This is a genomic window from Pseudomonas wayambapalatensis, from assembly GCF_049942315.1.
GTDB lineage: Bacteria > Pseudomonadota > Gammaproteobacteria > Pseudomonadales > Pseudomonadaceae > Aquipseudomonas > Aquipseudomonas wayambapalatensis.
Genome location: NZ_JBNFMU010000232.1, coordinates 33,562 through 53,987, shown reverse-complemented (window position 1 = coordinate 53,987; position 20,426 = coordinate 33,562). Strand labels below are relative to the sequence as shown.

Genomic DNA, 20,426 nt, shown 5'->3' with positions numbered 1-20,426 from the left:
ACGCCGGCGCCCCGGGACGGGCGTCGGTGGCCGTATAAAAGCCTGAAAGAAATCACAAAAAGGGCCTGACCATGCAGTTGATCGAACATTCCGAGTCGCCCCGCTACGTCCGCCTGCACGATGACGACAATGTCGTGGTGGTGGTCAATGACGGTGGCCTGGGCGAAGGTGCGCGCTTCGCCGATGGCCTGACCCTGGTCGAGGGCGTGCCGCAAAGCCACAAGGTCGCCACCGTCGATATCCACCAGGGCGAGCCTGTACGCCGCTATGGACAGATCATCGGTTATGCCCTGCAAGACCTGCGTCAGGGCAGTTGGGTTCAGGAAACCCAGCTATCGATGCCCGCTGCCCCCGAACTCGACAGCCTGCCGCGCTGCGACGCGGTTCCCGCGGCCCTGCCACCTCTTGAAGGCTTCACTTTCGAAGGCTATCGCAACGCCGACGGCACCGTCGGTACCCGCAACATCCTCGGCATCACCACCACCGTGCAATGCGTGACCGGCGTGCTCGACCACGCGGTCAAACGCATCCGCGACGAGCTGCTGCCCAAGTATCCCAACGTCGACGACGTGGTCGCCCTCACCCACAGCTACGGCTGTGGCGTGGCGATCAACGCGCGTGACGCCTATATACCCATCCGCACCGTGCGCAACCTGGCGCGCAACCCCAACCTGGGCGGCGAAGCCCTGGTCATCAGCCTGGGTTGCGAAAAGCTGCAGGCCGGCCAGGTGATGCACGAAGACGACCCGTCCGTGGACCTCAGCGAGCCCTGGCTGTATCGCCTGCAGGACGCTTCGCTGGGTTTCGTCGAGATGATCGAACAGATCATGCAACTGGCTGAAACCCGCCTGAAGAAGCTCGACCAGCGCCGTCGCGAAACGGTGCCGGCCAGTGAGCTGATCCTGGGCATGCAGTGCGGCGGCAGCGATGCTTTCTCCGGCATCACCGCCAACCCGGCGCTGGGCTATGCCGCCGACCTGCTGGTGCGCGCCGGTGCCACGGTGATGTTCTCGGAGGTCACCGAGGTCCGCGATGCCATCTACATGCTCACCTCCCGTGCCGAAACCCCGGAAGTGGCCGAAGCGCTGGTGCGCGAAATGGACTGGTACGACCGCTACCTGCAACAGGGTGCAGCCGACCGCAGCGCCAACACCACGCCGGGCAACAAGAAAGGCGGGCTGTCGAACATCGTCGAAAAGTCCCTGGGCTCGATCGTCAAGTCCGGCAGCGCTGCGATCCAGGGCGTGGTCGGCCCGGGCGAGCGCGTCGCACGCAAAGGCCTGATCTTCTGCGCGACGCCGGCCAGCGACTTCGTCTGCGGCACCCTGCAGCTGGCAGCGGGCATGAACCTGCATGTGTTCACCACGGGTCGCGGCACACCATACGGGCTGGCCATGGCCCCCGTGGTCAAGGTCTGCACCCGCAGCGAACTGGCCCAGCGCTGGCCCGACCTGATCGACATCGATGCCGGGCGTATCGCCAGCGGCCGCGCAAGCATCGAGGAGCTGGGCTGGGAGCTCTTCCACTACTACCTGGACGTTGCCAGCGGCCGCAAGCAGACCTGGGCCGAGCGGCACAAGTTGCATAACGACATCACCCTGTTCAACCCGGCACCGATTACCTGACAGCCTTCCCTCCATGGGGGATGGATGGACCTTGCACTTTACCTACAGGAGCACCTCATGCCTGAGATCCTCGGCCATAACTTCATCGCCGGCCAGCGCAGTGCCGCCGGCCAGCAGCGCCTGCAGAGCCTGGACGCCACCACTGGCGAGGCCTTGCCCTACAGCTTCATGCAAGCCACCGAAGACGAAGTCGATCAAGCTGCCAAAGCCGCTGCCACCGCCTTCGCCGAATTCCGCCAGTTGCCGCCAACCCGTCGCGCCGAGTTCCTCGACGCCATTGCCGCCGAACTGGATGAGCTGGACGACAGCTTCGTCGCTATCGTTTGCCGCGAAACCGCCCTGCCCGCCGCCCGCATTCAGGGCGAGCGCGGCCGTACCAGCGGGCAAATGCGCCTGTTCGCCCAAGTGCTGCGCCGGGGCGATTTCCTCGGTGCCCGTATCGACCTGGCGCTGCCGGACCGTCAACCCCTGCCACGAGTGGACTTGCGCCAGATGCGCATCGGCGTGGGCCCGGTGGCGGTGTTCGGCGCCAGCAACTTCCCACTGGCGTTTTCCACCGCAGGCGGCGATACCGCGGCTGCGCTGGCTGCCGGCTGCCCGGTAGTGTTCAAGGCGCACAGCGGCCACATGGCCACCGCCGACCTGGTGGGCTGCGCCATCGTCCGTGCCGCCGAACGCACCGGCATGCCCAAGGGCGTGTTCAACATGGTCTTCGGCGGTGGCGTGGGGGAGTGGCTGGTCAAGCACCCGGCCATCCAGGCGGTCGGCTTCACCGGCTCGCTCAAGGGCGGCGATGCCTTGTGCCGCATGGCCGCCGAACGTCCGCAGCCGATCCCGGTATTCGCCGAGATGTCGAGCATCAACCCGGTAATCGTGCTGCCTGGTGCATTGGCCAAACGCGGCGAAGCCATCGCCCGTGAACTGGCAGGCTCCGTGTGCCTGGGGGCCGGTCAGTTCTGTACCAACCCAGGGCTGGTGATCGGCTTGCAGTCGGCACAGTTCGGCCAGTTGCTCACAGACCTCGGCCAACACCTGGCGCAGCAGGCGGGGCAGACCCTGCTCAATGCCGGCGGCTTGCGCAGCTATGTGAGCGGGTTGGAACACCTGCACGCGCACGCCGGCATCAAGCACCTGGCCGGCCAGGCGCAGGAAGGCAGCCAGGCCCGCGCCCAACTGTTCAAGGCCGACGCACGCCTGCTGGTGGATGGCGATCCGCTGCTGCAGGAAGAAGTGTTCGGCCCCACCACCGTGGCGGTCGAAGTCTGTGACGATGAGCAGTTGCGCGCCGCGCTGCTGGGCCTGCGCGGCCAGCTCACGGCCACCCTGATCGGCGAGCCCGAAGACTTCGACGCCTATGCCTGGCTGGTGCCGCTGCTGGAAGAAAAGGTCGGACGGATTCTGGTCAACGGCTATCCGACCGGTGTTGAGGTATGCGATGCCATGGTGCACGGCGGCCCCTACCCGGCCACCTCCGACGCCCGCGGCACCTCGGTCGGCACCCTGGCCATCGATCGCTTCCTACGTCCGGTGTGCTACCAGAACTACCCGCAAGCCTTGTTGCCAAAGGCCCTGCAGGACGGCAACCCACTGGGGTTGCGGCGCCTGGTCAATGGTCAGTGGAGCGACGGCGCGCTCTGACGCGCGCTTGCAGGAGCGGCGGTTCGCCGCTGCGACTTGCCCGCGAAAAATTCACCTCGGTGTCTGGCACGGGCTACGCCCGTGTTCGCGGGCAAGCCCGCTCCCACAGGGTGGACTGCCCCCAAGGGTTGGATTTGTGTCCAACTTGTTGGGGGCAGTCCAATCGAAGAGACAGTTTGCTATCACAACGCCAGATGCAAGGGACCGGATCCGTCGGCCGGCATGGCGCAGCAGATCAACGCCTCGTCCTGCGCCACGGCGAACTCCGGTGCCTCGGCATAGGTAACCGCCCCTTTGAGCACGCGGGTCCGACAGCTTCCGCACGACCCGCCACGGCAGCCAAAAGGCGGCTCAAGGCCACGCTGTTCGGCCAGCTCCAGCAGCGAACCATCCCCCGGGTTCCAGCGCGCCTCTTTCGCCGAGTCCATGAACATCACCGCAACCGACTCAGCGGCCACCGCCGGCAAGGCCGGCGCGGCCTGCTGCTCGTTGCGCGTGCGGCGCAGGCTCGATGGGCCGAAGGCTTCGGCGTGGATCCGTGCATCGTTGATATCCAGTGCGCGCAGGCCGTCGTACATCTGTTGCATGAAACCCTGCGGCCCGCACAGGTAGAAGTCGTAGTCATCGAAAGGCAGCACCTCGCGCAGCAGATCGACGCCCAGGCGCCCCTCGCGCTCATAGTCCTCACCTGCGACCGCACCGCGGGCATCGCTGAGCAGGCGCATATGCCTGAGTTTGCCTTCGGAGGCTGCCACCAACGCGGCAAACTCGCTGGCAAAGGCCAGTTGCGCCCGGTTCGACGCCGATTGGAACACCCAGGCAGGCCGGGCGTAGCGTGTACGCCGTCCCTCATTGACCAGGTGCCTGGCCATGGCCAATGCCGGGGTCACCCCCACGCCCGCAGCCAGCAGCACCACGGGCCGGCGTACCGCAGCATCGAGGGTGAAGGCTCCAGCCGGCGCACGCGCCTCGATCAGGTCACCGACCCTGACCTGCTCATGCAGGTGCCGAGAGACCACACCCTCACGCTTGACGCTGATGCGCAGCGCATCGTCCGCCGGCGCGCCAGACAAGGTGTAGGTGCGCACCAATGGCGCCTCCTCTCCAGGCAACCGTACTCGGATCGGCAGGTGCTGCCCCGCCTGGCGCACCGGCAAGCCCAAACCATCGTCGGGCGCCAGGTGGAACGAACGGATGTGCTCGCTCTCGTCGACGATCTGCGTTACCCGGTACGGACGCCAGCTTTGCTGCAATGCCGCGGCTTTCAGGCGCGCCTGCATGTCCTCCCAACTACCGGTCATCAACACATTGGGCGAGATGCCGTCATCCATGTCGACCCAGCGCAGCGCCAACCCTCCCGGTCGGCGCACGACCCGCTCGGGGTAAAACCGCCACATGCGCTCGGCGCCGATGAAGGCCAGTGTCTGTGGATCGTCGACGATCACCTCGGTACGCCCGGTCATCTGCAGCAGGTCGCCGCTGCGCATGTCGACGAACACCAGCCCGGCACGGGGGTTGAGCAGCATGTTGCCCAGAGTGTTGAAGAACAGGTTGCCATTGAAATCGGGCACGCTCAGCGTGCCGTCGGCGTCGATGTGGACAAAGCCTGGCCTGCCGCCGCGGTGCGAGACATCCACCTGGCGCACGCCATCGCGCACCACATACGAGGCAACATAGAAGGAATCGGCGGCGGCCACCACGGCACGGTCCGCTGCGCTCAGCTCGGTAGACTCGCAGGGCTCACCGGGTGTGCTGTCATCGAAGACATAGCGGCGCAGATTGATATAGCGCGGGCAGTTGCCATAGGACTGGGTCGGCTCGATGGTAAAACCGCTGTCGTCTGCCCGGCGCACGAAGCCGTTCAGGCGATTGCGTCGGCGGGTGTGCAACTCGATGCCGAGCATGCCCACGCCGTCACCGTCCTCCAGCCCGGCATCGGCGGGATCGGCGGGCTCACGGGGCAGGTCCAGCAGCAGCCGACGCGGATCGGGGGATTGCATGAAGCCGGGCTGGCCGGTGCGCAGCGTTGCCCACGGATTGCCATGCGGATCGACGCTGCCGAGCACCACGAAAGGCAGTTGGGCATAGAACTCGCGGTGCTGGTCGGGCATGAAGTCGCGCGACATCTGCACCTTGCCGGTCCCCACCATGCGTTCGATCGCGCCGACGCTGCGTTGCAGCGCAAGCTCGCCGTCGTGCCATGGCGAGGGCTTGAGGTCCGACGTAGGCTTGTTCATGGTGGCACCTGAGCGGTTGAGTGAGGGTGTATCAATCCTTACTCATTCGCCCGACCCTTAGAATCAGTGCAGGTGGCAATTGATTATTTCTCTTCAAGAAATAGTCATGGGCCCGCATTCAAGCCAATGGTTCGATCAGCCCCCCTGTGCCTCAGCCGCCTCATGCGCCTGGCGCAGCCGCTCGCGGCTGTTGCTCAGGTGCAGGCGCATGGCCATTTTCGCTCCTTCGCTGTCGCGTCGGGCAATGGCTTCATAGATGGCCTCGTGCTCATGGCTCAGGCGGCTCAGGTAATGGGCCTGGTCATCGTGGGCCAGGCGCGCCGAATTGAGCCGGGTGCGGGGAATGATGCTGGTACCCAGGTGATTGATGATGTCAGCGAAATAATGATTGCCACTGGCCTGGGCGATGCGCAGGTGGAACTGGAAATCCGCCGAGACCGCATCGGAGGCATGCGCGGCACCTTCGTTGAGCTCGTCGAGCGCAGCACGCATGCCGGTCAGTTGTTCATCGCTGCGACGCTGGGCGGCAAGCCCGGCCGACTCGATCTCCAGGGCGATGCGCAACTCCAGTACCGCCAGCACCTCGCGCAGGGTCACGATGGTCGCCGGGTCGATACGGAAACCGCCGGTGCTCGGCGCGTCGAGCACAAAGGTGCCAATGCCGTGGCGGGTCTCCACCTGGCCGGCCGCCTGCAGCCGCGAGATCGCCTCACGCACCACCGTGCGGCTGACGCCCTCCTCGACCATGATCTGCGATTCGGTCGGCAGTTTGTCGCCACGCTTGAGTTGGCCGCTGCGAATACGTTCGGTCAGCACCGTGACCAGTTCCTGCGCCAGACTGCGCGGTTTGCGTCGGGTACGTGCCTGTAGTTGCTGCTCTGTCATGCCCTGTACGTTTCATCGTGAAAAGACAGCCGTCATCATAGCTCATGCAGTTGTACGATCACATACATCCGCCAGGGTTTTCATCTCGCCGCCAATGCCTTTTGCCGAACCGCCGACGGCGCCTCGCCCATGACCCTGCGGTACATGCTGGAAAACGCACTGGGGCTGTCATACCCGAGGTCGAGGGCAACCCGGGTGACCGCCTCACCCGCTGCCAGTCGCGTGACGGCTGCCATCAGGCAGGCTTGCTGGCGCCATTGACCGAACGACAGCCCGGTCTGCTCGCGAAAGCGTCGGCTGAACGTCCGAGGGCTCCAGTTCAGGTGTATCGCCCAGGGCTCGGCCGTAGTGCTGATCGACGGCGCCGCGAGAAACGCCAGGCACAATTGCGCCAGACGCGGCTCCCCTGGCATCGGCGCGAACAGCGGCAGGCGCTCGGCGCTGCGCAACTCATGCAGGATCAAGCCGACCAGTTGGCTATCGCGCCCTTGTGGGTCGTACAGCGCAGGCAGTTCGGCACTGGCCAGCAGCAACTGATGCAGCAGCGGCGTGACCAGCAGCGCTTCGCAGGCCTGCCCCAGCCTCGGCGCCGCAACGGCCTCGATGTACAGGCTGCGCGTGCTCACGCCGCGCATCAGTACCTGATGGGGCTTGCCGGGCGGAATCCACACACCGCTGTAGGGCGGGATGACCCAGGCGCCATCGTCGGTCAGGACTTCCATCAATCCGCTCATGCCATAGAGGAACTGAGCACGCCGGTGGACATGCCGTGGCAATAGCGTGTCGGGCGGGTAATCGGTGGCGATCGCCAACACCGGGCGCGGCGTGGCATCGACCTGGAACAGCGGCACATTGCGCATCGGAGCCTCCATGGCTGAAACGCACGGATTATTGGCCAATGTTCGAATGCTGGCCAGCCCTCGTCCTCCTACCCTGCACCTCCACTCTCTCAATAAAGGCTGACGATCATGCTGTACCCCCTGCTCGGTGTCTTCGGCGTGTGCGCTGGCGTCACCACGCTGTTGTTCGGCTTCGGCGGCGGTTTCTTCGCTGTGCCCTTGCTCTACGCATTGCTGCTCACCAGCCACGCGGCGGGCTCCCCGATGGCACTGCACGCCATGCAGATCGCCGTGGCCACCTCTGCCCTGGTGATGATCTTCAGCAGCGCCCTGGCCACCTGGCGGCACCAGCGCGCCGGCACGCTGCGCTGGGACCTGGTACGCCCTCTGGCGCCGGCCATCGCGCTGGGGGCACTGGCTGGCGCCTGGGCCGCCCTGTACCTGGACAGCACCTGGCTGCGTTGGCTATTCATCGGCTACCTGTTGCTGAGCCTGCTCGATGCATGGCTTCGTCCAGGCTTCATGCGCGTTGACAACCACCGCCCGGCGCCGCTGGGCAAGGCAGCGGCCACCCTCGCCGGCCTGCCGATCGGCGCACTGGCAGCGCTGTTGGGAGTCGGCGGCAGTGTGATGACCGTGCCGCTGATGCGCAGGCGCGGCGCCAGCATGAGCACCGCCACCGCCATGGCCAACCCGCTGTCACTGCCCATGGCGCTGGCCGCGACCCTGGTGTATGCCCTGGTGCCGACTCCGGGAACGGACCTGGGCACAGGCCTGCTGGGCTACATCGACCTGCGTGCGGCACTGGCAATGGCCGCAGGCGCCTGGCTCGGCATGCACCTGGCGGCGCCGCTGCTGGGGCGCCTGAGCGATACCCTGCATGCGCGGGCCTACCTGGCACTGCTGGCCTGCGTGCTGGTGGTGATGCTGGGGACCGGCCGCTGAGCGAAACGGCTGGCGAACCGCCCGCCGAGGCCTGTAGTGTGCGGGTTCACGTGCCGCCAGATGTAGCGGCATGGCCCAAGGAAGGCATCTTATGACGAAACTCGACCGAGCCCTGCTCACCACCGGCCTGTTCATCCCACTCTGGTTGCTGCTGGGGGTTTGGCTCACCGCTCAGGCTTACCCCGGTTACCAGCACCTGCAGCAGGCCTTGAGCCAGCTCGGGGCGACAGGCGCACCGACCGCGGCATTCTCGCCCTGGGTCAACAACTTCCCATTGGCACTGCTGTTTGCCTTGTTCGCCTGGGGGCTGGCCCGTCGCTGGCGTCACTCGAACGTCGCCCTGGCGAGCGCGCTGTTGGTGCTGTTGCACGGTGTTGCAAGTCTGGGGACTGGGGTATTCGCCTGCGACCCAGGTTGCACCCCCACAGAGCCTTCGTTCTCCCAGCACATGCATAACCTCAGCGGTCTGCTGATGTTCCTGTCGTTGCCCCTGGCCAGCCTGTTGTGGGTCTGGCTGGCACTGCGCATGGGTGATTCACGGCTGCTCGCCATTGGCTCCCTGCTTTGTGTGGTGTTCTCCATCGGCACGGTGGCGTTGATGGCACGGGCAGCCGAAACAGGCCAGCTCTTCGGTCTCTATCAACGAATCAACTACGGCGTGGCGGTGCTCTGGGTTGCTGGGCTGGCTTGGTTCTCTTTGCGCCTGCCCACCTCCTGCCCGACAAAGCTGCTTGTCGTCTGACGGCAAATTGCTGGCCCCCAGGCGTTCAAAGCGAAGGCAAACTCCCTTTTTCTTCAGACGCTTAGGACAGCAACATGCGGGTATTTCTAGCAACCCTGGCCAGCTGCGTACTGGTGGTCACCGCATTCGGCGCCCAGGCCAGGCCGCTGAGCCAGAACGATCGCAGCGTGTGTGGCTGGGGCGCGCAGATCGCCGCCGACGCGCAGCATGCCAAGCTCTCCGGGGTGACGCTCTATGCGCAGCGCAAGAAACTGCAAGTGCGGCGCTTCGCCAAACCCTGGATGCGCATGACGGCGTTCGGCATCACCGAGCAAACCTACAGCAGCAGCTCACGCCTGCCGCCGAACGCCATCAAGCAGACCTACTACGAACAGTGCGTCCATCACGCCGTCGCGCGCCGATAACGAACGCGGGCCCCTGGTTCAACTGGCCTGATGCCGACATCCGTGATCGATGTCGGCGCTTTTACCGACGGCTCGCCGCGCGATGCAGCCGCCCAGTCCTGTCACTAGCGCAATCCACCTGATTTCTTGCCTGATTCTCTGAACCTGCTGCCCGACGGATAGGAAACCTGTCCACCAGGGTCTAGAGTTTTCAGATCGGGAACCCGCCTCCTGCGCGCGCGGCATTCCTCCCAGGGCCCTGCCTCGATGCACTGCCCTGCCTATAACGACGAAACACCAACCGATGATCAGCGGGTGAACGCCATGGAACTACGCATCAACCAGAAGACCTATCAGGTCGACGCCGACGCCGATACCCCCCTGCTGTGGGTGATCCGCGATGACCTGGGCATGACCGGCACCAAATACGGCTGCGGCCTGGCCCAGTGTGGCGCCTGCTCGGTGCTGGTGGACGGCAACGTGGTGCGTGCCTGTGTCACGCCGGTGGCCGGTGTGGTTGGCCGTGAAGTGACCACCATCGAAGCGATCGAGGCCGACCCGGTGGGCAAGCGCGTGGTTGCGGCCTGGGTCGAACATCAGGTCGCCCAGTGCGGATACTGCCAGTCTGGCCAGGTGATGGCCGCGACCGCCCTGCTCAAGCACACGCCAGCACCGAGCGACGAGCAGATCAGCGCCGCGATGGTCAACCTGTGCCGCTGCGGCACCTACAACGCGATCCACGCCGCGGTGCACGAGCTCGCCGCCCAGCCCGCCGCCAAGGAGAGCGTCTGATGAACTCGCCCATCGACATCCCGTCCGAACTGCGCGACCTGAAACTGGATCAGCCGGTCAACCTGTCGCGTCGGCGCTTTCTTGCGGGGAGCGCCATCGGCGCCCTGGTGATCGGCTTTGGCTTGCCGCTCGGCTCGGCCCGGGTCCAGGCCGCCACCGCGCTGACCGCAGAGCGCGGCACGCAGGTGCCGGCATTCCTGGAAATCCGCCCTGACGGCACCGTGCGCCTGCTCTGCCCCTTCATGGAAGGTGGCCAGGGCACATTCACCGCCATGGCGCAGATCGTCGGCGAAGAATTGGATGTGGAACCGGCCCACTTCCTGATCGATGCCGCACCACCTGGCGAAGCCTATGTGGTGATGGAGAATGGCCTACGCATCACCGGCGGCAGCATGTCGGTACGCATGAGCTACCCAACCATGCGCCGCCTTGGCGCGCTGGCCAGGGCCATGCTGCTGCAGGCCGGTGCCGACACCCTGAAAGTCCCGGTCGGCGAGCTGAGCACCGAACCGGGCAAGGTGGTGCATGCAGCCTCCGGCCGCTCGGTCGCTTATGGCGACCTGGCCGAGCGCGCCATGGACCTGCCTGTGCCGGACCCGGCCAGCGTCAAGCTGCGCGATCCCAGCCAGTTCCGCTGGATCGGCAAGCCGGTACGCCGTCTCGATGCCTACGACAAGTCCACCGGCAAGGCTCAGTACAGTATCGACCTCAAGGTCGACGACATGCTCCACGCGGCGGTGCAGCACGCGCCACGACTGGGCATGACGGTGGGCGGCCTGCGCAACGAAGCGCAGGTCAAGGCGATGAAGGGCGTGCATTCGGTGCATGTCCTGCCGGGTGCAGTGGCGGTGGTCGCCGAACGCTGGTGGCATGCCAAGCGTGCAGTGGAGGCGGTACAGGTCGACTGGCAGGAGCCGGGGGCCGATTCGAAGGTACGCACGATGCCGGCTGACTTTTCCAGCGATGCCTATCGCGATCACCTGGCCGCACAAACCGGCCCGGCGCGCGATGACGAGAACGAAGGCGATGTAGCGGCTGCGCTCAAGGGGGCCAAGACCCAGGTGGAAGCCACCTACCACAACCAGTACCTCAACCACGGCCAGCTCGAACCGCCGTCGGCGCTCGCGCGCTTCAATTCCGATGGGTCGCTCGAAGTCTGGCTGCCCAACCAGGCGCCGGACATGTTCCGCGACGACATCGCCAAGCGCACCGGCCTTGCCAAGGAACAGATCATCCTGCATTCGCCGCTTCTGGGCGGTTTCTTCGGGCGCCACTTCCTGTACGACTCGGCCAACCCCTACCCACAGGCCATTGCCCTGGCCAAGGCGGTCGGGCGCCCGGTCAAGCTGATCTGGACCCGCGAGGAAGAGTTCGTACGTGACGTGCTGCGGCCCGTGGCAGTGGTCAAGTTCCGCGCCGGGCTCGACGAGAAGGGCCTGCCGGTTGCCATCGAAGCGGTCAGCGCGACCGAGAGCCCGACCGAGGCAATCGCCGGCAAACAGGGCGAGAAGATCGACCCCACTGCCGTGGAAGGCCTGGCGGGCAAGTCCTATGCCATTGCCAACAAACGCATCGCGCAAATCTATGTCAAGGGCCCTGCCATGCTGGGCTACTGGCGTTCGGTCGGTAATTCGCTGAACGACTTCTTCTATGAGTCGTTCCTCGATGAACTGGCCGACAAAGGCGGGCACGACCCGTTCGAGCTGCGCCTGCATCTGTTGCGCGACAACCCACGCCTGACCACCCTGCTGCAGGCTGTCGGCGAATTGTCCGGTGGCTGGAAGCGTGGCCCCTTCACCGCCGAAGATGGAACCAAGCGGGCCCGCGGAGTGGCCATGGCCTCGCCGTTCGGTTCGGAGGCGGCGGTGATTGCCGAAGTATCGATCGAGAACGGCCAGGTCAAGGTGCACGACATCTGGCAAGCGATCGACCCGGGCAGCATCGTCAACCCGGCGATCGTCGAGCATCAGGTCAACGGCGCCGTGGCGCTGGGCCTCTCGCAGACACTGGTGGAGGAAGCGGTGTGGGTCAACGGCATGCCGCGTGCGCGTAACTACGACCTGTACCCGATCCTGCCGCCATCGCGCATGGCCCGGGTGCATGTGCGCATCGTCGAGAGCGGGGCGAAGATGGGTGGCATCGGCGAGCCGCCGCTGCCGGCAGTGGCACCAGCGGTGGCCAACGCCGTGGCGCGGCTGACCGGCCAACGCGCACGCAGCCTGCCCCTCAGCCGCCATACCTTTGCCTGACACGGAAGCCCTCATGAAAAACAGCCGACTGGTCACCACCACTCGCTGGCTTGCGCTGCCCTGCCTTGTCGCGGCAGGCCTGCTGGCCTGGTATGTCACCCGCGAGGTCACCTCGCCCTTCGAGCAGGAAACACCAAGCCCCGACCAGGCGCTGATCGCCCGCGGCGAATATGTCGCGCGCCTGAGCGATTGCGTGGCGTGCCACAGCCTGCCCGGCAAGGCGCCGTTCGCCGGCGGCCTGGAAATGGCAACACCCCTGGGCGCGATCCATGCCACCAATATCACCCCGGACCGCAAAAACGGTATCGGCAGCTACAGCCTCGCTGACTTCGACCGCGCCGTGCGCCATGGCGTCGCGCCGGGCGGGCGCCGGCTGTACCCGGCCATGCCCTACCCTTCCTACGCCAAGCTCAGCGATGACGACATGAGGGCGCTGTATGCCTTCTTCATGAAGGGCGTGCAACCGTCCGACCAGGCCAATATCCCCAGCGATATTCCCTGGCCGCTGAACCTGCGCTGGCCGATCGCCTTTTGGAACGGCCTGTTCGCCGCCGACAAGCCCTACGCTGAAAAGCCCACCGAAGACCCCCTGTGGAACCGCGGCGCCTATATCGTCCAGGGCCCGGGCCACTGCGGCAGTTGCCATACGCCACGTGGCCTTGCCTTCAACGAAAAAGCGCTGGACGACTCCGGCGAGGCGTTTCTCGCCGGAGCCCTGCTCGACGGCTGGTATGCGCCGAGCTTGCGCCAGGACCACAACACCGGGCTCGGGCGCTGGAGCGAACCCGAGATCGTGCAGTTCCTCAAGACCGGTCGCAACAAGCATGCGGTGGTGTACGGTTCGATGACCGAGGCGTTCAACAACTCCACGCAGTTCATGAGCGACGACGACCTGGGCGCGATTGCCCGCTACCTGAAGTCCCTGCCGGGTGATCCCCAGCGCGACGGCGCCCCCTGGCAGTATCAGGCCATGTCGGCGGCTACCCGTCTGGATGCACCGGGCGCGCACAGCTACGTAACCCGTTGCGCGTCGTGCCATGGCCTGGACGGCCAGGGCCAGGCCGAGTGGATACCGCCACTGGCCGGCGCGACCTCGATGCTGGCCAAGGAAAACGCTTCGGCAATCAATATCACCCTCAACGGCTCGCAGCGTGTCGTCGCCGCCGGGGTGCCGGATGCCTACCGGATGCCCGCGCTGCGTGAGCAGATGTCGGACGAGGAGATCGCCGAGGTGCTGAGCTTCGTCCGTACGACCTGGGGTAATACCGGTGGTGCGGTCGATGCAAAGGCAGTGGCCAAGCTTCGCGAGCATACCGACCCTGCCAGCAGCAGCCCGATCGTGCTGCATATGCGTTGAAGGAGCGCCCATGGAAAGTATCGACCTGCTGGTCCTGCGCACCGCTCGGGACTGGCTGCAAGCCGGCCACCGCGTGCTACTGGCCACCGTCGCCCGTACCTGGGGCTCATCGCCACGCCCGGTCGGCTCGATGATGGCCTTGCGCAGCGACGGGCGGGTGGTCGGCAGCGTCTCCGGCGGCTGTATCGAAGACGACCTGATCCACCGCTACACCACCGCCTACGGTGGCCCCGGCCTGCCTGAAAGCACCCCGCAGCGCGTGCGCTACGGCGTTACCGCCGACGAGGCCCATCGCTTCGGGCTGCCCTGTGGCGGCACGCTGGAGCTGATTCTGGAGTTTTCACCGTCGTGGCAGTCGCTGGCCCAACTGCTTGAGCAGCTCGACAGCGGCCAACTGGTGCGCCGTCAGCTCGACCTGCACAGCGGCGCGGCCACCCTTCTCGCCAGCGCTGCCCCGGAGCAGTTCAGCGTTGATGGCGAGCACATGGCCAGCACCCTGGGCCCGGGCTATCGACTGCTGCTGATCGGGGCCGGCGCCCTGGCCGAATACCTGGCGACCATGGCCCTGTTCAACGGTTTTCGTGTCTCGGTCTGCGACCCGCGGCCCGAGTACATCGACGGCTGGAACGTGGCCGGCGTCGAGTGCCTGGTCGGCATGCCCGACGATGTCGTGCGCGACTACGCCCCGGACTTGCGCACCTGCATCGTTGCGGTCAGCCACGACCCCAAGCTCGACGACCTGGCCCTGCTCGAAGCGCTGCGTGGCCCAGCTTTCTATATCGGTGCCATCGGCTCGCGGCGCAACAGTCAGCAGCGTCGCGCGCGGCTGATCGAGCACTTCGGTGAAACCGACGCCAGCCTTGCGCGCCTGCACGGCCCCATCGGCATCTACATCGGCAGCAAGACTCCGGCCGAGATTGCCGTGAGTGTGATGGCCGAGATCCTTGCCGCCAAGAACGGCGTCGAACTGCCCGGCGCGGTGAACGTCACCAAGGCCAAGCAGGCACGCGAACAACAGGCGCTGCCTGCCGCCTGACCCTGCGGTATGCTTGCCTGCACCCCATGCCGCCACACTCGGACAACCCACCATGACCGAACCCCAAGCCAGAGCTCGCTGCGCCGCCCTGGTGCTCGCCGCCGGACGCGGCACGCGCTTTGGCAGCGACAAGCGCAAGGCCGTGCTCGCGGACGGACAGGGCCTACTGGCCAGCACCTTGAAACAGGTACAAGCCTGTTTCGACCCGGTGTATGTGGTGCTGCGCTGCGACGATGATCCGCAAACCCTGGGCATCGATGCGCAAGTCCACATCGTACGCGCCTCACAGGCAGCTGATGGCATGGGAGCGAGCCTCGCGGCCGGCATCACGGCCCTGGCCAGCATCGATGCCCCGGCCGTGGCCGTGCTGCTTGGCGATATGCCGTGGATCGCACCACGCACCTTCGAGCACCTGCTCGGTCACCTCGCTGCCGAACGTATCGTCCTGCCGTGCTACCAAGGCCGACGTGGCCATCCGGTCATCTTCGGGCGCCATTTCTGGGCAGCCCTCACCCGCCTGCAAGGTGACCAGGGTGGGCGACCGGTCATCGAGGCCAACCCCCACGCCTGCCTTGTGCTGGATCTCGACGACCCTGGCATCCTGCGTGACATCGACACACCCGCCGATATCCCGCCCACATCGAGCTGAGTAATGGCCACCAGGCTTTGATCCGCACGTCCTGGCAGGTACGCTAGCGGTCTTGCCCCCGACCTGGAGCCGCACCGGTGACCGCCACGCTGACCACCTTCTACCTGGAAATGACCTCCCCGGATGCCCTGCGCAGCAAGCCTGCCCCCGATGGCTTGACGATCGTCGAATGCGAAGTCGTCCAGCCGGAGCTCAACCGCTTCCTGTACCAACTGGTGGGCAAGGCCTGGGGCTGGACCGACCTGAACAGCTGGAGCGACGAACAGTGGCTGGCGGTTGTCGGCCAGGACTGCCACCGCACCTGGGTGGCCTACCACCGTGGCGCCATCGCCGGCTACTACGAACTGCACCGCCCCGACGGCGAGAACACCGAGATCCGCTACTTCGGCCTCGCCCCGCAGTTCCTTGACAAGGGCTTCGGCGGCCCGCTGCTCAGCCAGGCCATCCGCAGCGCGTGGGAGTGGCCTGGCACGCGGCGGGTCTGGGTACACACCTGCAGCCTCGACCATCCCGCCGCCCTGGCCAACTATCAGGCCCGTGGCCTGCAACTGTACAAGCAAGAGCACGAAGCACTGGGGTGACGGTTGCGCGAGGCTGGCAGCGCTTGCTGCCTATGCCCAGTAGCTGGACCGTCTGCTGTCCCAGCCACTGGATTGATCGGGCGCTGGGCGCTCTACGATTCGCACAAGCACCTAGGCCAAGGACGCCTGGCGCGCCATCCGTGCACCCAGCATCCCGGAAAAAGATACCAGCATCAGTACTGCGAAGACCCCGGCGATCGGCAGGTTCGACTCCAACCCGAAGCCACTGACCGTCGCCGAGGCAATCGAACCGAACACCAGCATCAAGCAGCCCTGCAGACTCGCAGCCACCCCAGCGCGATCAGGAAACAGTGCCATCGAACGGGCCATGGCATTGGAGAAGATAAAGCCCTGGCCGAAGGCGATCAGCATGATGCCAGCAAGAATGTTCGCCAGGCTCAAGGTGTCGGCAGCCGCCGCGATGCACAGTACCCCCACCAGAAACAGCGCCAGCCCGCTCCACATCAAGGTATCGGGTGAAACGACACGGACCAGCGCACGGTTGGTCAGTGTGCCGACCAGATAGCAGCAGCCCACACCCAGCGCCGTGGTGCCGAAGTAATGAGCGTCATGGCCAAGCACATCCTGGACGATATGCGGCCCAAACACGTTCCACAGCAGGAATGCGGAAAAGCTCGCGCCGAGCACCACCACCGAGGCACGGAAGCGCTTGTCGGCCAGGATGAACCGATAGCCGACCACCGTCTGCAAGGCACTGCGACGGGCACCGGTCGGCAGTGACTCCTTGAGCCCGGCAACGACGAAAGCCAGGACCATCAGGGCATAGGCGGCATACAGCACGAAGTTGTAGCGCCAGCCGAAATGCACCTCGATCAGCCCGCCGATATAGGGCGCGATGACTGGCCCCAGGCCGAACGCCAGGCTGAGGTAGATGATCGCGACATAGAAGCGCGGGCCTTTGACGATGTCGACCAACACAGCACGGGCAACGACCTGGCAGGCGCCAATGGCAAAGCCCTGCAGCGCACGCGCCAGCAGCAGCATCTCGATGGACGTCGCAGCAGTGGCCAGCAGGCTGCCGACCACGAACACGCCCAGGCCCAGCAGTACGGCAGGCCGGCGCCCGCGCGCGTCGGCCATCACGCCAAAGAACAGCTGCCCCAGGGCATAGAACAGCAGCGTGATGGTGATGGTGTTCTGCATCAGCGCAGGCCCCGCGCCCAGTTCGCGTCCGATGGACGGAAGGCTCGGTGCATACAGATCGATGGCGATGCCCCCCAGACTGTTGACCAGCGGGGCGAGGAAGACGATGAAGTTTTCATAACGCGTATTGGCGTGCATAGGATCTCCGGCGTGCCGGGCAGCGAAGCGCCCGGCACGCACATGGGTCAGACAGACGCCTGGTGGGCGAACTGCGGTGGCGGGATGGAAGGTGCCGGGGCCTTGAGCCAGGCACTGGGCGAGGACAGGCGCGAAACCAGTACGCGCGGTGCCTGGTCGTAGTAGGTCCCCCAGTTGACACCGGGGTCCTTGACCCGACGCGGATCGGCCAGGCCCAGGTCGTCGAGGTTGTCGACGATCGCTGCCAGCAGCTGCTGGACCTGTGGCGTGGCGGTCAGCACCACCAGGCCGAAGTTGCGCAGCGCCAGGGTGCGGATCACGTTGTCGAGCAGGTACTTGCCGGCGCCGCTGCCGCTCTGGAACGAGGCGAAAGCACCGATCTCCGCGATACGCGCACGGTCGATGGCATAGCGTTCATCCAGCGCATGGTCCAGGTAGTACTCGCTGAACAGCTTGCCGGAGTCGCCGTAGCTGATGCCGGCACAGGCGTAGCCTGGCGCCCCGCCGGTCGAGCCGGTCAGGCAGGCGAACAGGTCGGGCTGCGGCACGGGCGTTGCGTCGTAGTGCTTGAGGTAATGGCCACGCACCGCCTCCTGCAGGCAGCGGTAGCCGGGGCGACCCTTGTAGAAATTGCGCACGATGTACATGGGCGACGTCCCGTCCTAGGCGTACAGTTGATCGATGAATCGCGCTTCGATCTCGGCGCGCCGCGGTCGTCCGGTGACCGTGTAGAACTGGTCACGAAACGCGGCAATGTCCTCGACCACCTCGACCCGTCGCACCCGCGCGAAGTCGGCAAGGCGGTGCTCCAGGCGCGCCATCTCGTCCCGCACGCTGGCGGGGCTTGCGGTGCTGAGGACGATGGCACACGGCTCGTCGCGCCCCTCGCCCATGACGATCATGTCGTCGACCAGCGCACTCTCCTTGTAGACGTTCTCCACCCACTCAGGCGAAATGTTGCGCGCCGTCGAGAGGATGATCACGTGCTTCTTGCGCCCGGTGATGTACAGGAAACCGTCACGGAACTCGGCGATATCGCCGGTGTGCAGGTAGCCGTCGGACAGGTCGCAGGCCGTGTCGTCGGCGTTGTAGTAACCCGCGCAGAGGGTCGGCGTCTTCACCAGCAACTCGCCGTCGACCAGCTTGGGCTCGATGCCGTCGAGCAGCTTGCCAGCCGAGCCGATACGCCGTTCTGCAGGCGAGTTCAGCGAGATGATCGAGGAGTTCTCGCTCAGCCCGTAGGCCTCGAACACTTGCACGCCTCGGGCATCCAGGGCCTGGAGCACGGTGGCCGGGATCTTCGCGCCGCCGGTGATGATGTGCGGACTGGCTGGGCCGAACAGTTGCTCGACAGTGGCACCCTGCTCGAGCAGCAGGTTGGCCTCCTCCAGCAGCTTGGGCGGCAGGTAGAGGAAGTTGGGCCGGTTAGGTGCGATCAGCTCCAGATAATGACGGGCATTGCCGCTGGCCGCGCCGTACTCGGTGACACCTTCGGGCATCAGCGTCAGGGTGCCGCCGGACAGGATCGGAATGAACACGCCCAGCACCTGTTCGATCAGCAGGCTCATCGGCACGATCGAGAAGTAATGCAGCGGCTGCTGCGGCAGGCGCTTCATCACGTTGTCGACCAGCAGCCCCACGGCCGCGTCGCGAATCATCACGCCCTTGGGCTTGGAGGTGGTGCCCGAGGTGTGGATCACCGAGACGATACCCGCGGGGATCAGTTCGTCGTCCTGGGCCCAGGGCGTGTCCGTGGACCGGGTCATCAATTGCCGGGGGATGAAGCTGGGCTTGTCTGGCAGGATCCGCTGCAGGCGCCGGGCGGTCGGCTCATCACTGACGAACACGGCAGCGGCCTTGCCGAGCAGGCTACCGATCTGATCGTCGGAAAATTCGATGGGCACCGGCAGCAACACACCACCAACCTTCTGGATCGCCAGCAGGGTGTACACCCACTCGTAGCATGAGCGCATCGCGATACCGAACACCTTGCGCTCGCAGTTGCCGACCCGAGCCTGCAGTGCCTGGGCCAGGCGTTCGACGTCATCGCGCAGGCCATGCAGGGTGTAGTCGCGCCCGTGCATCTCGCGGATCACCACGCGGTCCGTGCTGGTGGTCAGGTAGTGCTGCATTTTCTGGCTGATCATTGGCCGTTACCCCCGATGCGGTAGCTCTGGGCGCCGAAGATGCGTCGGCTGATATCGTCGAGGCGACGGCGGCCATGCATCACGCGGGTGTTGTCGATGACCACGATGTCGCCCTTCTTCCAGAAGTGGCTGTAGGTGTTACGGGCGGTGACTTCCTTGATCTCGTCCCAGATTTCAAGGGCGATCTCCTCGCCGTCGGCCCAGGTGATGCGTGGCGGCTCGTAATTGACGCTGGGGCCGAGCATCGAATTGCAGAAGGCTTTGCGACCACTGAAGCAGCTGGTTTCCACCGCGCTGATCACCAGTTCGGAGGCGATCAGGTTCTGGTCGATGCGACGGTAGGTCTGGCCGGCCACCTGGTCGTTGACCTGCTGCAGGTGCTCGTCGGTGATGCTGTCGATCGGCAACTGCAGCTCGATGCTCAGAAAGCGCCGCACGTTGTGCCAGGGAATGCGCCGCGCATAGCGAATGGCACGGGACTCGAAGCTTTTACGGGTTTTCGACGACAGGTCGAATAGCACCCGCTCGCCATCGCACAGCGTGGTCTCGGAGCCAACCGACGCCGCTTCCAGGCAGTAGAACCACTGCAGGTCGGGGTTGAACGGCAAATTACCGTTTTCTCGGTGCAGTCCCATCTCGTGGACGCCTGCCTCGATCTCGGCGGTGTTGGCCGTGGCGGCCTTGCGCGCCGGATCGAAGGTGACCCGGGAGGAATGCGCGCTGACGAAGTCGTTGAAGTCTTCGAGCGAGTCGCTGAAGTCGCGGTAGATCACCGCACCGCTGTGGGCCAAATCTTCATAGAGTGCCGCAGTGCTCATCGAATCGAAGACGCGCAGTCCCGGTTCGACGGCATAGACACATTCAAAGCCATAGCACGGCGTGGGATGACGGTAGAAGGGTAGAACTTTCGCGTGAGTGTGGGCCAACATCTGACATCTTCCTTGGGAAATGGATTACAGACAGGCAGGCCGTCCGCCGCCTGACGCAAACACGTTAGGGGAAATGTCGTGGATGCTGGT

At 65.4% G+C, this 20,426-nt stretch carries 18 protein-coding genes; 11 read left to right on the top strand and 7 right to left on the bottom strand.

Annotation, left to right across the window (positions count from 1 at the left end):
- Positions 1-71 precede the first annotated feature (71 nt).
- Positions 72-1,625, top strand: a complete 1,554-nt coding sequence (garD, locus tag ACPZMI_RS22835) for a galactarate dehydratase (RefSeq protein ID WP_125930023.1) — start codon at positions 72-74, stop codon at positions 1,623-1,625.
- A 57-nt stretch (positions 1,626-1,682) separates the two neighbouring features.
- Positions 1,683-3,263, top strand: a complete 1,581-nt coding sequence (locus tag ACPZMI_RS22830) for an aldehyde dehydrogenase (NADP(+)) (RefSeq protein WP_426353136.1) — start codon at positions 1,683-1,685, stop codon at positions 3,261-3,263.
- Between the two features lie 182 nt (positions 3,264-3,445).
- On the opposite strand, the gene ACPZMI_RS22825 is transcribed toward ACPZMI_RS22830, so the two are convergent.
- From ACPZMI_RS22825 to ACPZMI_RS22815, 3 genes are all read right to left on the bottom strand, one after another.
- Positions 3,446-5,500 (bottom strand): 2Fe-2S iron-sulfur cluster-binding protein, encoded by a 2,055-nt coding sequence (locus ACPZMI_RS22825; RefSeq protein WP_426353135.1) that lies wholly within the window; start codon positions 5,498-5,500, stop codon positions 3,446-3,448.
- Between the two features lie 135 nt (positions 5,501-5,635).
- Positions 5,636-6,385: a FadR/GntR family transcriptional regulator gene (locus ACPZMI_RS22820; RefSeq protein WP_186708909.1), complete on the bottom strand. Its 750-nt coding sequence runs from the start codon at positions 6,383-6,385 to the stop codon at positions 5,636-5,638.
- 80 nt (positions 6,386-6,465) lie between these two features.
- Positions 6,466-7,245, bottom strand: coding sequence for an AraC family transcriptional regulator (locus ACPZMI_RS22815; protein ID WP_426353134.1), 780 nt, complete (start codon positions 7,243-7,245; stop codon positions 6,466-6,468).
- 108 nt (positions 7,246-7,353) lie between these two features.
- Here ACPZMI_RS22815 and ACPZMI_RS22810 point away from each other — a divergent pair, with 108 nt between their 5' ends.
- The 9 genes from ACPZMI_RS22810 (at position 7,354) to ACPZMI_RS22770 (ending at position 15,958) form a co-directional block, all read left to right on the top strand.
- A complete protein-coding gene (locus ACPZMI_RS22810; RefSeq protein ID WP_202883543.1) occupies positions 7,354-8,169 on the top strand; it encodes a sulfite exporter TauE/SafE family protein in 816 nt (271 codons plus the stop codon).
- 91 nt (positions 8,170-8,260) lie between these two features.
- Positions 8,261-8,911: a DUF998 domain-containing protein gene (locus ACPZMI_RS22805; RefSeq protein ID WP_426353133.1), complete on the top strand. Its 651-nt coding sequence runs from the start codon at positions 8,261-8,263 to the stop codon at positions 8,909-8,911.
- 74 nt (positions 8,912-8,985) lie between these two features.
- Positions 8,986-9,315, top strand: a complete 330-nt coding sequence (locus tag ACPZMI_RS22800) for a hypothetical protein (RefSeq protein WP_186664282.1) — start codon at positions 8,986-8,988, stop codon at positions 9,313-9,315.
- A gap of 303 nt (positions 9,316-9,618) precedes the next feature.
- Positions 9,619-10,086, top strand: coding sequence for a (2Fe-2S)-binding protein (locus tag ACPZMI_RS22795; RefSeq protein WP_054890890.1), 468 nt, complete (start codon positions 9,619-9,621; stop codon positions 10,084-10,086).
- Positions 10,086-12,335 (top strand): xanthine dehydrogenase family protein molybdopterin-binding subunit, encoded by a 2,250-nt coding sequence (locus ACPZMI_RS22790; RefSeq protein ID WP_426353132.1) that lies wholly within the window; start codon positions 10,086-10,088, stop codon positions 12,333-12,335. Before ACPZMI_RS22795 ends, ACPZMI_RS22790 begins: the two co-directional genes overlap by 1 nt.
- Positions 12,336-12,348: 13 nt before the next feature.
- Positions 12,349-13,692: a c-type cytochrome gene (locus ACPZMI_RS22785; protein ID WP_426353131.1), complete on the top strand. Its 1,344-nt coding sequence runs from the start codon at positions 12,349-12,351 to the stop codon at positions 13,690-13,692.
- Positions 13,693-13,702: 10 nt separating this feature from the next.
- A complete protein-coding gene (locus ACPZMI_RS22780; protein WP_186664276.1) occupies positions 13,703-14,728 on the top strand; it encodes an XdhC family protein in 1,026 nt (341 codons plus the stop codon).
- A 52-nt stretch (positions 14,729-14,780) separates the two neighbouring features.
- The gene (locus ACPZMI_RS22775) at positions 14,781-15,377 is read left to right on the top strand and encodes a nucleotidyltransferase family protein (protein WP_426353130.1); all 597 of its coding nucleotides are present in this window, start codon (positions 14,781-14,783) and stop codon (positions 15,375-15,377) included.
- 77 nt (positions 15,378-15,454) lie between these two features.
- Positions 15,455-15,958 (top strand): GNAT family N-acetyltransferase, encoded by a 504-nt coding sequence (locus ACPZMI_RS22770; protein WP_186664272.1) that lies wholly within the window; start codon positions 15,455-15,457, stop codon positions 15,956-15,958.
- 111 nt (positions 15,959-16,069) lie between these two features.
- On the opposite strand, the gene ACPZMI_RS22765 is transcribed toward ACPZMI_RS22770, so the two are convergent.
- From ACPZMI_RS22765 to ACPZMI_RS22750, 4 genes are read right to left on the bottom strand one after another with little or no spacing between them, the layout of a single operon-like run.
- Positions 16,070-17,260 carry a multidrug effflux MFS transporter gene (locus tag ACPZMI_RS22765; RefSeq protein ID WP_186722220.1) on the bottom strand — a complete coding sequence of 397 codons (1,191 nt, stop codon included), beginning with the start codon at positions 17,258-17,260 and terminating at the stop codon, positions 16,070-16,072.
- Between the two features lie 47 nt (positions 17,261-17,307).
- A complete protein-coding gene (locus tag ACPZMI_RS22760) occupies positions 17,308-17,907 on the bottom strand; it encodes a thermostable hemolysin (protein WP_426353129.1) in 600 nt (199 codons plus the stop codon).
- 15 nt (positions 17,908-17,922) lie between these two features.
- Positions 17,923-19,407, bottom strand: a complete 1,485-nt coding sequence (locus ACPZMI_RS22755; RefSeq protein ID WP_426353128.1) for an AMP-binding protein — start codon at positions 19,405-19,407, stop codon at positions 17,923-17,925.
- Positions 19,404-20,336 carry a TauD/TfdA family dioxygenase gene (locus tag ACPZMI_RS22750; RefSeq protein ID WP_186664264.1) on the bottom strand — a complete coding sequence of 311 codons (933 nt, stop codon included), beginning with the start codon at positions 20,334-20,336 and terminating at the stop codon, positions 19,404-19,406. The genes ACPZMI_RS22755 and ACPZMI_RS22750 overlap by 4 nt, the downstream gene beginning before the upstream one ends.
- Between the last annotated feature and the right edge of the window lie 90 nt (positions 20,337-20,426).

Bases quoted from the DNA above. Each gene is read 5' to 3' on its own strand.
- garD (WP_125930023.1), top strand. From the start codon at position 72: ATGCAGTTGATCGAACATTCCGAGTCGCCCCGCTACGTCCGCCTGCAC.
- ACPZMI_RS22825 (WP_426353135.1), bottom strand. From the start codon at position 5,500: ATGAACAAGCCTACGTCGGACCTCAAGCCCTCGCCATGGCACGACGGC.
- ACPZMI_RS22805 (WP_426353133.1), top strand. From the start codon at position 8,261: ATGACGAAACTCGACCGAGCCCTGCTCACCACCGGCCTGTTCATCCCA.
- ACPZMI_RS22760 (WP_426353129.1), bottom strand. From the start codon at position 17,907: ATGTACATCGTGCGCAATTTCTACAAGGGTCGCCCCGGCTACCGCTGC.
- ACPZMI_RS22795 (WP_054890890.1), top strand. From the start codon at position 9,619: ATGGAACTACGCATCAACCAGAAGACCTATCAGGTCGACGCCGACGCC.
- ACPZMI_RS22830 (WP_426353136.1), top strand. From the start codon at position 1,683: ATGCCTGAGATCCTCGGCCATAACTTCATCGCCGGCCAGCGCAGTGCC.
- ACPZMI_RS22755 (WP_426353128.1), bottom strand. From the start codon at position 19,407: ATGATCAGCCAGAAAATGCAGCACTACCTGACCACCAGCACGGACCGC.
- ACPZMI_RS22775 (WP_426353130.1), top strand. From the start codon at position 14,781: ATGACCGAACCCCAAGCCAGAGCTCGCTGCGCCGCCCTGGTGCTCGCC.
- ACPZMI_RS22810 (WP_202883543.1), top strand. From the start codon at position 7,354: ATGCTGTACCCCCTGCTCGGTGTCTTCGGCGTGTGCGCTGGCGTCACC.
- ACPZMI_RS22750 (WP_186664264.1), bottom strand. From the start codon at position 20,336: ATGTTGGCCCACACTCACGCGAAAGTTCTACCCTTCTACCGTCATCCC.
- ACPZMI_RS22765 (WP_186722220.1), bottom strand. From the start codon at position 17,260: ATGCACGCCAATACGCGTTATGAAAACTTCATCGTCTTCCTCGCCCCG.
- ACPZMI_RS22785 (WP_426353131.1), top strand. From the start codon at position 12,349: ATGAAAAACAGCCGACTGGTCACCACCACTCGCTGGCTTGCGCTGCCC.
- ACPZMI_RS22790 (WP_426353132.1), top strand. From the start codon at position 10,086: ATGAACTCGCCCATCGACATCCCGTCCGAACTGCGCGACCTGAAACTG.
- ACPZMI_RS22815 (WP_426353134.1), bottom strand. From the start codon at position 7,245: ATGCGCAATGTGCCGCTGTTCCAGGTCGATGCCACGCCGCGCCCGGTG.
- ACPZMI_RS22820 (WP_186708909.1), bottom strand. From the start codon at position 6,385: ATGACAGAGCAGCAACTACAGGCACGTACCCGACGCAAACCGCGCAGT.
- ACPZMI_RS22780 (WP_186664276.1), top strand. From the start codon at position 13,703: ATGGAAAGTATCGACCTGCTGGTCCTGCGCACCGCTCGGGACTGGCTG.
- ACPZMI_RS22800 (WP_186664282.1), top strand. From the start codon at position 8,986: ATGCGGGTATTTCTAGCAACCCTGGCCAGCTGCGTACTGGTGGTCACC.